The organism is Ferruginibacter sp., from assembly GCF_031391665.1.
Classification (GTDB): domain Bacteria; phylum Bacteroidota; class Bacteroidia; order Chitinophagales; family Chitinophagaceae; genus Ferruginibacter.
The window spans coordinates 21812-34237 of sequence record NZ_JANMUN010000258.1 but is presented as its reverse complement, the minus strand read 5'-3'; the positions used below and the strand labels follow the sequence as shown (position 1 = coordinate 34237).

Here is a 12426-nt window from a genome sequence, read left to right as displayed (position 1 = left end):
ATGAAGCATGAACATTTTGCCATTGCATTTTCAGCAAGGTATAAATTAACTGCTGTTACATCGCTAATGTTCAATTATGATCAACCGATTACAAAGCATGCTACCAACAACCCCAATCCCAACCTTTCTTTCGGACTTGATTTTAATACCAGCAATCACTCGTTTCAGCTGTTTTTGGGCAATTATTTTTCTTTATCCCCTCAGCAAAATAACCTGTTCAATACCAGCGATCCTTTCAGTCATAATAAAACCAATTCTAAAAGCGATTTCAATTTTCACTTCCTCGATAATTTCCGCATAGGTTTTAATATTACCAGGTTATGGAATTATTAAGAAGATAAATTTGTTTTGTAAAAGTGGATGAATATCAAATGCTGAACCCTGAATTAAATTTAATTCAGGGTTCTCAGTAATAAAAAGCAGTTATTAATTTATATTACCAATGAAATTAAAATCTTTATATAATTTTTCTTTTATTGCAATTGCATCAACTGTAATGTTATCTTATTCCTGCAACACCAATAATTCAAACAAAGCAATTGCTGTATCAACGCCTCAAAATCCTCTGGTAAGTGGTATAAAAAAATCGGCAAGCACTTACCAGGATACATTAACCATACAAACTCCGACTGCAATATTTTATCATCCTGATTCAGTTCAATTATTAAAAATAAAAGCTCAAACTGATAGCACTTTTTATGAAGGATCAATGCATGAATATTTTTACCAAATGCGGAATGCAAGAATAGTTATACATAAAACATGGCCACTGCTTTCCATCATTGAAAGTAAAAATTACCGATACCTGCTCTTTGTAAAAAAAGATGGCAGCAAGGATTTAATTGATCTGGATAAAAAAAACGACGCATTCGGTTTATTTGTGTTTAATACCAAAAAGCCTGCCTTAAAGGTCGATATGACGAATATTGAAACCGGTATTTCTTTTTATCTTAATGAATAACCAAAATAATTATTTGAATAAACTGATTAAAATCATATTAGTGATGTACATTAATCAGTTTTGGGGTAATTCATTCAATTTACCTTGCTGTATATAAAATGACAGCGCAAACAGATAGTCATTGTATCAATTAAAAAACTTTAAACGTTATAACATCATGAAAAAAATTCTTATTTTACTTACGATAGCCATAGGAATAACCGGCATTAGTTTTACTGTTAAAAATACTATGAATCAAAAGCCCTGGCCGGTGCCCGATAATTTCAAGAAAATGAAAAACCCCATTGCATCCGATGCCACTTCAATTGCTGATGGTAAGGCTTTATGGAATACACATTGCAAATCGTGCCATGGTGCAAAAGGTTTGGGTGATGGCAGCAAAGCTGCACAGTTAAAAACTGAAGCTGGTGATTTTTCAAAAGCTGAAATGCAGTCACAAACCGATGGAGCTTTGTTTTATAAATTATCAGAAGGCAGGGATGATATGCCCAACTTTAAAAAGAAAATGCCTGAGGCAGATGAAAGATGGAGCATTGTAAATTTTATGAGGACAATGAAAAAATAATTATTCCTTTAGAGAAACTTAAGCCGGCACAAAATTGATGTGTCGGTTTTTTTATGCAATTTTTCAGCCGCATGATTACAATCATAATTTTTGGTGATGGGTGTTAGTGCATAACCCACTATCACAACCTACTTTGTGTTATCAAATAAAAATTATGGATCAAAATACAAAAATTTCTTCCCGTAAAAAATTTCTGCTTTGGGGAGCTACCCTTCTTTCTGCTGTTACCGTATTTAAATTTATTCCCGAAAAGAAAAAGGAAAAAAATCCAACCGTAAAAATGCTTGGCCAGGATGGTAAACTGGTAGAAGTAGATATAGAAAAACTGATACATGGCAGGGTAAATAAAATTAATGATGAGCAGTTGAAAAACTGGGTAACCAAAAAATAATTACAACACTTTTTATTTAAAAAATATGGAAGATCAAAGTTCATCACGGAGAAAATTTCTTACCACAGGTTTACTGGCTACAGTTGCCGCAGGTTGCTCCACAAAAAATCCTTTTGATGGTTATGCACCTGGTGATATAAAAGCAAGTGGAGAAAAAGTAAAATTATTATCGGTAGATGGGGAAATTATTGAAATAGATAAAGCATTTTTAAAACCTGTTCCTAATTTACCACGGTTAACCAATAGCGAAGAGAGGAAAGGTGTAGATGGAAAAAAGTTTGTAATGGTGATAGACCTTAGCCGTTGTAAAAATGTGGGTGCATGTAAAACTGCCTGCAATCATGCACATGGTTTAAACCCCGGACAAAACTGGATAAAAGTTTTATCAATGCAGGATGCAGAACAAACTGCACCTTACTGGCAACCTACTACCTGTATGCATTGCGATGAACCACCCTGCGTAAAAGTTTGCCCGGTTGATGCTACTTTTAAAAGGCAGGACGGTATTGTTTTAATTGACAGTGACCGTTGTATTGGTTGCCGTTTTTGTATGGCTGCCTGTCCTTACACCACAAGGGTTTTTAATTGGGATGAACCAGTGCTTGAACCGGCTGTTGCAGCACAACCCTATAGTTGCGAAACAAGCATGCCACAAAAAATTGGCACCGTTAGTAAATGCGATTTTTGTCCTGACATGGCGAGAAAGGGAGAACTGCCCCATTGCGTTTCTGCCTGCCCCAATGGTGTATTTATGTTTGGTGATATGAATGAAGATTCTGTAACCAATGGCGCCGAAACATTTCAGTTCAGCGAATTAATAAAAGAAAAAGCAGGTTACAGGCTGATGGAAGATTTGGGTACAAAACCAAGGGTTTATTATTTACCACCGGTAAACCGCAATTTTCCTTTCGAATCTGGTTTAGAAAATCAAGACCCTGCAAATAAACAAACTCATTAAAATTTTTACCGTGGAAAATTCACCTTCAATATCCAGCGAACAAATTACCAGGGATTTATTACCTCAAAAATTTGGCAAACGTGGTATCATCTGGACAGGGCTCTTAATAATAATTTGTTTAATAGGCGCTTATGCATATTTCCGCCAGTTAAAAAACGGGCTGGGTGTTACGCACATGGGAGATTATGTTAGCTGGGGTATTTATATATCTAACTTTGTATTTTTTGTTGCCATTAGTTTAGTAGGCTCACTTATCACTGCCATTTTCCGGCTGGCCAATGTAAAATGGGCTACACCACTTACACGAATAGCCGAAATTATAGCCGTATCGGCCATAGTATTTGCATCTTTAATTATTATTGTAGATATGGGCCGTCCTGAAAGAATGCTGAATCTTTTTTTGCATGGCCGTATTCAATCCCCCATTATGTGGGACGTGATTGTGATAAGCACTTATTTTGTTATCAGTTTATTGCTGTTGTATTTTCCGCTGCTGCCCGATCTTAAAATATTAATTAAGTTCAAAGAAAAATCAAGCAAAGCTTTAAACAAATTATACCGTTTTCAGGGATCTTTCTGGAAAGGCACAGCAGCACAATTTAAAATAAGCGAAAGGGCTATTACTATTCTTTGTGTAACCATTATTCCTGTTGCATTCAGCATTCATACGGTAACCAGTTGGTTGTTTGCCACTACTTACCGTGCCGGTTGGGACAGTACCAACTTTGGTGCCTACTTTATATCCGGTGCATTTTTAGTTGGTGCCGGTGGTGTAGTTGTAGCCATGTATGTTTTTCGCAGGTATTACCAGCTGGAAAAATATATTACCGAAATGCATTTTGAAAAGATGGGGAAGATTGTAGTGATGCTTGCTTTATTGTATTTGTATTTTAACATTAACGAGTACATGATACCGGCGTTTAAAATGAAGAAACCTGAAGCATCGCATTTAACAGGATTATTTACCGGCGAATTTGCAATGATGTTTTGGTTTGCCATTATTGTCGGCATGATCATTCCTATACTTATGTTATTATTTAAAAAAGGGAGAAAGCCATTACCTATGTTTATTGCAGGCATTATGATCGTAATTGGTGCATGGTTTAAAAGATACCTGATAGTAACACCTACTTTACTGCACCCGTTTTTACCCATGCAGGATGTACCGGCAGGTTTTCATCATTACTTTCCCAGTTGGGAAGAGTGGGCCATTGCAATGGGTTCGCTGGCCGGTGCTTTACTCATCATTACTTTTTTTGCAAGAATTTATCCTATAATTCCTATTCAAGAAACAATAACTGAACAACATGAAAAAGATGAACACCAATAATTTTATTGTACTGTTATTACTTGTTGCAGCCACTTTATTAACCAATAAAGCAACAGCACAGGAAGATACTGCTACCAAAAAAGAAACGCCAAAAGAATTGGTAACACTTAAATATTTTAATGAAAATAACGGCCTGCAATATTTAATGCTGACTAATTTTTTAAAGACAGGTAAAAAAATTGAACCGCAAAAAAATAAAGTATTTAAACTTTACCTTGACAGCAACAGCGCCACAAATTTAATTGGAACGGTTACTACAGATGAAAAAGGAAGGGCTAAAAGTTTTATTCCCCCTTCTTTAAAAGTAATGTGGGATGTAAATACCGTACATAAATTTATTGCTGTGGCAAATGGTGAGGATGAAGATGCTGCAGCCGAAATCGAAATTGCAAAAGCCAGGATAAAAATTGATACTTCATCAGAAGAAAATTTAAAAAGTATAACGGTACTGGTAACCAAATTTGAGAACAATGAATGGGTGCCTGCGAGTGAAGTAGAAATGAAAATAGGTATTCAGCGCCACGGCGGTATTCTTACAGCCGGCGAAGCGGCAACTTATACCACCGACAGCAGCGGTACAGCAATTGTGCAACTTAATAAAGACAGTTTACCCGGAGACATTAAAGGAAATATAATTTTAGCAGCCAGCGTGGAAGACAATGACCTGTTTGGTAACCTGATGGTTGAAAAAACTGTTCCCTGGGGTGTAAGTGTAATAACAGCTCCTGGATTTTTCGATCAGCGTACGTTGTGGAGTACCCGTTTTAGAACACCTATTTGGTTATTGGTAATGGCTTACTCAATTGTTATAGGTGTATGGGGTACCATCATTTACTTAATACTGCAAATTATAAAAATAAAAAAGTTGGGTAAAGATGATTACCCGGTTTATTCTGGTATTGATGCAGGTAAAATGATAATGGAGTAAAACCAATTAACCCTAAGCAATACAATTTCATGATTAGAGAAAAAGAGGACAACCTTAAAAAAGTTGTCCTCTTTGCAATAAAATATATTGGCTGTTAATTTACTCTTCTTTAAAAATCCTGTACTTTAAAGCTATACTTATGCCAGGATGATTCTTCAAAGGGTAAAGTGTACTTTCATCATTGTTCCCGCCGTTTAGTGCATCTATTTGAAAAAACTGTCTGTAATTTGCCCCTACTTTTACACCCAGGTTCTTGGTAAAATAATAAGTTATACCTGCCCCTGCTTCTACACCAAAAGGTACTTCTATTGATGGTAATGAAGGAGTTGTATTTTCCGTTACACTGTTGCCACTTTTATCTTTTAATTTGTAATCGGTATTTAGAGCAATCCCATAAAGTAATCCTAATCTTAAATAAGGTACCAATTTATTATCTTCTTCAATTTCTTTTTTTGTAAACCGGTATTGCAAACCATATTTTAACATTAAGTAAGGAGGTTTTTCACCATAAAGCATTCCGGTAACAGTTGTACCTGCAGAGGGTGAATAATATTCGGCATTGTATGAAAACTTTCCTTTCATCATTAATTCTATATCAGTGAATGTACTTAGTTTCTTTTCTGTTTCTAAAGATCCTGAATAAACAACTGATAAAACAGTTGAGCCACCATTGTTTCCAAAAAAAGAAATATTGCTGCCCAGCTCATGTGTTCTGCCATCCTTATTTAAAAAACTGGCTTTTTTGTATTGGGCAAAACTTGCAGTTGATAAAATGGTAAAGGCTGAAATTATGGTAACTATTTTCATTTTTATTATTTTAATTTTTAATCGTCTTCTTTCTTTTTAGCAAATCTAAAACCTATGTTCACAAAGGGGTGAGAAGGATTTGTAAAAAATGCTGGATATGAACCATCGTTCAAAATCCAACGATAACCTGCTACTCCAATCAATGTTGTTTTTTCGCTAATCTTGTAGGTATATCCTCCGCCTATATCAATTCCTCCGTTTGCACCTTCCAGGTAAGTTCTTTTTTCGGGGCTTGCATTAGATGGTGTTACAGTTTCAATTGCACTTCCACGGCCTGCAAGCACAACCTCTACTGCAACTTTTGCAAAGGGTAAACCTTTTATATCTTCATTTTTATTATCACCAAAATAAAAGCACCAGTTATAACGCCATGTAAGCATGCCGCCAATTTTTCCGTTAACACCGGCTGTTGTACCGCCAACATTATTATCTTTTGTGGTGTAGGAGTATTTGCTTTTAGCGGTATATTCTAAATCCCACCAGTGCCAAATTTTGTTTTTGCCTTTATCTTTTCCGTAAATAAATGCAACAGACGGTGTTGCAGAAACGCCATTTCCAAATAAATGCACCCCTGCTTTAAGGCCGTAAAATTTTCCGTTACGTGTAAAAAAACTGGCTTTTTTATATTGTGCTGTTGCACTAATACAGATAACAGCTAAAAGTACGATTAGCGTAATTTTTTTCATCTTATTTAAAGGGATTTAAGGATACAGGGATTATAAGCATATTAGATTTAAGTCTATGAATGGTATAAACGCAGTTTAATACTGCGAATTGTATGTAACGCAAAAATGTTAGTAAAAATTATAATGGAGAGTAAAATTTTTTAAATGCTAAAAGCGGTATCAACAATTTGTGCCTGCTCTTTCGCATGTACTTTGCTGTAACCACTGGCAGTAGATGCGCTGGCCTGGCGGCTGATGATATAAAAATTTATATTTTTTAAATTCATTCTTAAAAAAGTTGCAGCTCCCATATTCTGCGGCTCTTCCTGCACCCAATACCAAATAGCTTTACTGTATTTTTTATACAATTCATCCAGTTGCTTTTGTGGTAAGGGATGAATTTGTTCAAGCCTTATTATAGCTACGTCAGTTCTGTTTTCCTTCTGTTGTTTTTCTGCCAGATCAAAATACATTTTACCACTGCACAGTAAAACTTTTTTTATATTACCGGAATCTTTTGCGGTTACATCATCTATCACTTCTTTAAATCCACCGCTGGTAAACTCACTCATTAAACTGTACGAAGCCGGTAAACGCAAATTTGCTTTTGGCGAAAAATTTATTAAGGGTTTTCTAAATGGCCATGCCAGTTGTCTTCTTAATAAATGAAAAAAGTTTGCAGCAGTAGTTACATTGGTTACCACCATATTCAGCTCGGCACACATTTGTAAAAAACGTTCCATCCTTGCGCTGCTGTGCTCCGGCCCCTGCCCTTCGTAACCATGCGGCAACAGCATTACTACACCATTCATACGCTGCCATTTGGTTTCTGCAGCAGCAATAAACTGGTCAATCATAGTTTGTGCACCGTTGCAAAAATCTCCAAACTGTGCTTCCCATAAAACTAAAGCGTTTGGGTTGGCCATGGCATAGCCATATTCAAAACCAAGCACTGCATATTCACTCAATAAAGAATTATAAATTCTAAATGGTGGTTGTGTTTCTTTAAAATGATTTAAGCGGTTGTAACCTTTGTTATTGGTTTCATCATAAATAACTGCATGGCGGTGGCTGAAAGTTCCCCGCTTTACATCCTGTCCGCTCATGCGTACATCTTTACCATCTAACAATAAACTGCCGTAAGCCATTAATTCTCCTGTAGCCCAATCAACTTTTTTCTCATCGTTGAATAATTTTAATTTATCCTGAATGAGTTTTTCAATTTTTTTCAATGGCTTAAAACCTTCAGGCCATTTCATCATACCATCAAACAAAATTTTAAAATCATTTGCAGTAATGGCTGTTATTGGTGATGCATCAAAATCTTCAACTTTTGCTTTGCGTAAACTTTTCCAAACAATTTCGGGTTGCTGGTAATTGTAGGGCAAAGGATTTTGTTTTACCTCGTCCAAACGTTCCTGCAAGTCGGCTAAAAACTTCTGCTCCATTTCTTTGGCAAGATCTTTTGCATCGGCTTCACCATTCTCCATTAAATATTGTGTGTAAACTTCTCTGGGGTTTAAATGCTTATCAATTAAAGCATACAATTGCGGTTGTGTAAACTTAGGCTCATCGCCCTCGTTATGGCCGTGTTTGCGGTAGCAAACCATATCAATAAAAATATCGCTGTTAAACTCCTGGCGGTACAATGTTGCAATTTCCGCAGCTTTTACAACGGCTTCGGCATCATCGCCATTTACATGCAATACCGGTGCCTGCACCATTGCAGCAACAGAGGTACAATAATCTGCAGTACGGGCATCTTCAAAATCGGTAGTAAACCCAATTTGATTATTAATTACAAAATGAATAGTTCCCCCTGTGTAATAACCCGGCAATCCACTCATTTGCAAAAGCTCATACACAATACCCTGGCCTGCAACTGATGCATCGCCATGTATAAGAATGGGCAAAATTTTATCGTAATCACTATTATATAAAATGTCTGCTTTACTTCTTGCAAAACCAATTACTACAGGATCCACCGCTTCTAAGTGCGAAGGATTAGGGCAAAGTTTTAGATGAATATTTTTATCGTTAACCGTTTTTACTTCGCTGCTAAAGCCCAAATGATATTTTACATCGCCGCTGCCCATAGTAGTATCTGGTGTACTCGTTCCTTCAAACTCACTAAAAATTTGCTCATAGGTTTTACCCATAATATTAGCCAGCACATTCAATCTTCCCCGATGAGCCATACCAATAACCACTTCCTGCACATTATTATCTGCAGAAGTATTTATTATAGCATCTAATGCAGCGATAGTAGTTTCGCCACCCTCTAAACTAAATCTTTTTTGGCCAATATATTTGGTGTGTAAAAATTTTTCGAACATTACACCTTCATTCAATTTTTGAAGAATGCGTTTTTTTTGGGGAAGCCCTATCGGCTGCAGCATTGTTCTTTCAACTGCATTGGTAAGCCAGTCAATTTTTTTTTGGTTGCTGATGTATTTAAATTCAATACCTAAATGAGTGGTATAACATTTTTGTAAATGGGCAATAATATTTTTTAGTGTAGTTGCGCCAAGGCCAATAAGATTACCGGCATTAAAAGTTTTATCCAGATCGGCCTCTGTAAAACCATAAAAATCCAGTTCGATATTGGCACCACGGTCTTTGCGTTTTCTAATCGGATTGGTATCTGCAATTAAATGCCCTTTATTTCTGTAGCCCAAAATCATACGGTACACACGTATTTCGTTCATCCAGTCAATTGAATGCCCACCGTCAACAGACGACAAACCACCTAACTGTTTTGACAGTTGCCCGTTGTCCTTTGTTTGCTGTCCATTAGTTACTGCAAAATCAAAACCTTCAAAAAATTTCCGCATTTCTGCTTCTACACTGTTGGGGTCTTTTACAAAATCTTTATACAAACCTTCTATGTAACTGGGGTGAGAGTTAGTGATGTACTGAAAATCCTTCATGATAAACTGGGTAATTTTTTTAGCCACACGGCAATATTTCTATTTTAGCTGCATCTGCAAAGTTTATCCCGAAAAGATCGGGAACATTCTTCAACAGTAAATAATTACTGCACCGGAACCTTTACAACAAAGCATTTTTTCAATTGCAAATATCGTTAATTATGCGTTAGATATTTCAGCCTTTTTAATCATTTTTCCCAACAGCATAACAATTATGCTGCTTAATAAAACATAGGCCGAAAAATAATAAAACCCCGGCTGCAAAAATGCTTTGGTATTTTCCATGGCATTGGCACTTAAAAAAGCTACAAAAATACTTATGGCAAAAACATCGGCCATGGCCCATTTGCTTATTGCATTTACAAAACCATACCATTTTGGGCTGGCATTTTTTACCACCAGCAAATAAAATATTACCCCCGATTTTATCAGTGGAATAATTATCCCAAATAAAAATATGAGCAAAAAAGGCCAGTAATTTTGGCCCTGCCACAAAGTTTGCAGCGTGCCTATTACACTTCTTTTTTCGTTAAACAGGTTAATATTGATAATAAAATGAGCGCTTATGTCAATATGCAGCATATCTTTAAACCACCCAAAGCCAAGCAATACCAGCGATATAATATGTAAAATGAGTAATAAGTACCGGTTCATATCAAAATGTTTTAGGGTAAAAGATAATATTATTGCCTGTATACAAAAAATTATTCATTATTCATTATCCATTATCCATTATTTCCCCTTATCTTTGCAGCCCAAAAATTAGATTTTAAATGGCAAACCATTCAGCTACTAAAAAAGATGTACGTCAGAGTGCAAAACGTAACGAACGTAACCGCTATAACGGCAAAACAACCCGTAATGCTATACGTGATTTAAAAGCCAGCGATAAGGCCGCTGCAACAACAGAACTTCCAAAAGTTGCTTCTATGATTGATAAATTGGCAAAACGTGGTACCATCCACAAAAACAAAGCTGCCAATTTAAAAAGCAAACTGGCAAAAAGAGTTAATGCATTAGCAAAGTAATTTTTCCTTACAATATTTATTAAGAGGTTGCAGCAATGCAGCCTTTTTTTGTTTTGTAAATTTATTGACTGCAATAAAAAAATTGTAGCTTTCTCAAAATTTTAACTGCATGAGACAGGTTTTAGTTATTTCACTCATTTGTATTTTTAGCTTTGATAATACCTATGCGCAACAATGCCGTTTTGAAAAAACAAACGGATTGGAAAGTGCTACTTATTTTGAGGCCATTGATTGGTATAAAAATTTAGACAAGCAATCTGCTAAAGTATTTGTAAAAGAAATGGGCGCAACAGATGCAGGTTATCCACTGCACATAGTTTTAGTAAGTAATGATAAAAAATTTGATGCCGTTCAATGGCATAAACAAAACAAAGCGGTTATACTCATCAACAACGGCATTCATCCAGGCGAGCCTGATGGCATTGATGCAAGTATGATGCTGGTGAGAGATATTGTACTTGGGAAGCTCCAGCTTCCCAACAATATTGCTTTAGCAATAATACCTGTATATAATATTGGCGGATGTTTAAATCGAAGTGCATTTTCCAGAGCCAATCAAAACGGCCCAAAAGAATACGGCTTCAGGGGCAATGCACAAAACTTAGATTTAAACCGAGACTTTACAAAAAACGACAGCAAAGAAGCCAAAGCATTTGCGCAAATTTTTCATTTACTCGATCCCGATATTTTAATAGATAACCACGTAAGCGATGGCGCCGATTATCAGCACACGATGACATTGCTTACAACGCAATACGATAAACTGGGTAATAATTTAGGTACCTGGTTAAAAAATAATTTTGAGCCACAATTGTATAAAGGCATGGCCGAAAAAAAATGGGACATAACACCGTATGTAAATTTTGAAACTGAAACACCTGATAAAGGAATGGAAATGTTTTACGATCCGCCACGATACTCTTCGGGTTATGCCGCCCTGTTTCAAACTATTGGCTTTGTGCCCGAAACGCACATGCTAAAACCATTTAAGGAAAGGGTACTTTCTACCTACAGCTTAATGCAAACTGTAATTGAAAAAGCAGCATTAAATGCAACAGCTTTAATTGCTGAAAGAAATAAAGCCAAAGCGAAAATTGCAAAAGAAAAAAACTTTTCGTTAAGCTGGACAGTGGATACCACACAACATTCCATTATTACATTTAAAGGATACGGGCAGGGTTTTAAAACCAGCGATGCCACAGGTTTGCAAAGAATGTATTACGACAGAAGCAAACCATTTACTAAAGAAGTAAAATTCTTCAACACATTTAAGCCTTCAAATTTTATTACAGCGCCGTCAGCATATATTATTCCTCAGGGATGGAGTGCTGTTATTGATTTAATGAAACTGAACAATGTAACCGTTACACAATTGATCAATGATACCCTCATAGAAATAGAAGCATACAAAATTGATGATTACAAGAGCTTTCCAAGGCCCTACGAAAAACATCATAAAAATTATGCAGTAAAAGTTTCAACTTCTAAACAAAAAATGAAATTTTTAAAAGGCGATTATTTAATTCCCCTCAATCAAAAAACTAACCGCTACATTATTGAAATGCTGGAACCAACGGGTGATGACAGTTTTTTTGCATGGAATTTTTTTGATGCCATCCTTCAGCAAAAAGAAGGTTACAGCGATTACCGCTGGGAAGATCTGGCGGCAGAAGTTTTAAAAAATAATCCTGATGTAACTGCTAAGCTCCAGCATAGCAGGGAAAGCGATGCAAAATTTGCTGCCGATGCCAACGCACAATTAAATTTTATTTATAAAAATTCGCCTTATTACGAGCCAGGGCATAACAGATACCCGGTGTACAGGTTGATGCCTTAATAAATATTGCAAAACCTATAAGGTTT

General features: G+C 36.1%; 13 protein-coding genes. 9 read left to right on the top strand and 4 right to left on the bottom strand.

The genetic code is table 11. The features are described 5' to 3' along the window. The 7 genes from ACY651_RS19810 to ACY651_RS19780 all read left to right on the top strand — a co-directional run. Positions 1–333, top strand: a 333-nt coding sequence (locus ACY651_RS19810) for a DUF5777 family beta-barrel protein (RefSeq protein ID WP_462255243.1), incomplete at its 5' end; no start/stop codon positions are given. A 109-nt stretch (positions 334–442) separates the two neighbouring features. Beyond that, positions 443–961, top strand: a complete 519-nt coding sequence (locus ACY651_RS19805) for a hypothetical protein (RefSeq protein ID WP_462255242.1) — start codon at positions 443–445, stop codon at positions 959–961. Between the two features lie 157 nt (positions 962–1118). Next, positions 1119–1526 carry a c-type cytochrome gene (locus ACY651_RS19800; protein WP_462255241.1) on the top strand — a complete coding sequence of 136 codons (408 nt, stop codon included), beginning with the start codon at positions 1119–1121 and terminating at the stop codon, positions 1524–1526. 154 nt (positions 1527–1680) lie between these two features. Beyond that, positions 1681–1917, top strand: a complete 237-nt coding sequence (locus ACY651_RS19795) for a hypothetical protein (protein ID WP_462255240.1) — start codon at positions 1681–1683, stop codon at positions 1915–1917. 25 nt (positions 1918–1942) lie between these two features. Then, positions 1943–2875, top strand: a complete 933-nt coding sequence (locus ACY651_RS19790; RefSeq protein ID WP_462255239.1) for a 4Fe-4S dicluster domain-containing protein — start codon at positions 1943–1945, stop codon at positions 2873–2875. A 10-nt stretch (positions 2876–2885) separates the two neighbouring features. Then, positions 2886–4205, top strand: coding sequence for an NrfD/PsrC family molybdoenzyme membrane anchor subunit (gene nrfD / locus ACY651_RS19785; RefSeq protein WP_462255238.1), 1320 nt, complete (start codon positions 2886–2888; stop codon positions 4203–4205). Further along, positions 4183–5133 (top strand): hypothetical protein, encoded by a 951-nt coding sequence (locus tag ACY651_RS19780; RefSeq protein ID WP_462255237.1) that lies wholly within the window; start codon positions 4183–4185, stop codon positions 5131–5133. The genes nrfD and ACY651_RS19780 overlap by 23 nt, the downstream gene beginning before the upstream one ends. Positions 5134–5232: 99 nt before the next feature. Here ACY651_RS19780 and ACY651_RS19775 read toward each other — a convergent pair whose 3' ends face one another. The 4 genes from ACY651_RS19775 to ACY651_RS19760 form a co-directional block, all read right to left on the bottom strand. After that, on the bottom strand, positions 5233–5940 hold the full coding sequence (locus ACY651_RS19775; RefSeq protein ID WP_462255236.1) for a hypothetical protein: 708 nt from the start codon (positions 5938–5940) through the stop codon (positions 5233–5235). A 17-nt stretch (positions 5941–5957) separates the two neighbouring features. Beyond that, positions 5958–6626 (bottom strand): hypothetical protein, encoded by a 669-nt coding sequence (locus ACY651_RS19770; protein WP_462255235.1) that lies wholly within the window; start codon positions 6624–6626, stop codon positions 5958–5960. A gap of 140 nt (positions 6627–6766) precedes the next feature. Next, a complete protein-coding gene (locus ACY651_RS19765) occupies positions 6767–9535 on the bottom strand; it encodes a 2-oxoglutarate dehydrogenase E1 component (RefSeq protein WP_462255244.1) in 2769 nt (922 codons plus the stop codon). A 159-nt stretch (positions 9536–9694) separates the two neighbouring features. After that, entirely contained in the window at positions 9695–10189 is a 495-nt protein-coding gene (locus ACY651_RS19760; protein ID WP_462255234.1) for a paraquat-inducible protein A, read from the bottom strand. 119 nt (positions 10190–10308) lie between these two features. Here ACY651_RS19760 and rpsT point away from each other — a divergent pair, with 119 nt between their 5' ends. Next, the gene (rpsT, locus tag ACY651_RS19755; RefSeq protein ID WP_462255233.1) at positions 10309–10563 is read left to right on the top strand and encodes a 30S ribosomal protein S20; all 255 of its coding nucleotides are present in this window, start codon (positions 10309–10311) and stop codon (positions 10561–10563) included. A gap of 109 nt (positions 10564–10672) precedes the next feature. Beyond that, positions 10673–12400 carry a M14 family metallopeptidase gene (locus tag ACY651_RS19750; protein ID WP_462255232.1) on the top strand — a complete coding sequence of 576 codons (1728 nt, stop codon included), beginning with the start codon at positions 10673–10675 and terminating at the stop codon, positions 12398–12400. Positions 12401–12426 lie beyond the last annotated feature (26 nt).

Bases quoted from the DNA above. Each gene is read 5' to 3' on its own strand.
- ACY651_RS19795 (WP_462255240.1), top strand. From the start codon at position 1,681: ATGGATCAAAATACAAAAATTTCTTCCCGTAAAAAATTTCTGCTTTGG.
- ACY651_RS19760 (WP_462255234.1), bottom strand. From the start codon at position 10,189: ATGAACCGGTACTTATTACTCATTTTACATATTATATCGCTGGTATTG.
- ACY651_RS19765 (WP_462255244.1), bottom strand. From the start codon at position 9,535: ATGAAGGATTTTCAGTACATCACTAACTCTCACCCCAGTTACATAGAA.
- ACY651_RS19800 (WP_462255241.1), top strand. From the start codon at position 1,119: ATGAAAAAAATTCTTATTTTACTTACGATAGCCATAGGAATAACCGGC.
- ACY651_RS19775 (WP_462255236.1), bottom strand. From the start codon at position 5,940: ATGAAAATAGTTACCATAATTTCAGCCTTTACCATTTTATCAACTGCA.
- ACY651_RS19805 (WP_462255242.1), top strand. From the start codon at position 443: ATGAAATTAAAATCTTTATATAATTTTTCTTTTATTGCAATTGCATCA.
- ACY651_RS19750 (WP_462255232.1), top strand. From the start codon at position 10,673: ATGAGACAGGTTTTAGTTATTTCACTCATTTGTATTTTTAGCTTTGAT.
- ACY651_RS19770 (WP_462255235.1), bottom strand. From the start codon at position 6,626: ATGAAAAAAATTACGCTAATCGTACTTTTAGCTGTTATCTGTATTAGT.
- ACY651_RS19790 (WP_462255239.1), top strand. From the start codon at position 1,943: ATGGAAGATCAAAGTTCATCACGGAGAAAATTTCTTACCACAGGTTTA.
- rpsT (WP_462255233.1), top strand. From the start codon at position 10,309: ATGGCAAACCATTCAGCTACTAAAAAAGATGTACGTCAGAGTGCAAAA.
- ACY651_RS19780 (WP_462255237.1), top strand. From the start codon at position 4,183: ATGAAAAAGATGAACACCAATAATTTTATTGTACTGTTATTACTTGTT.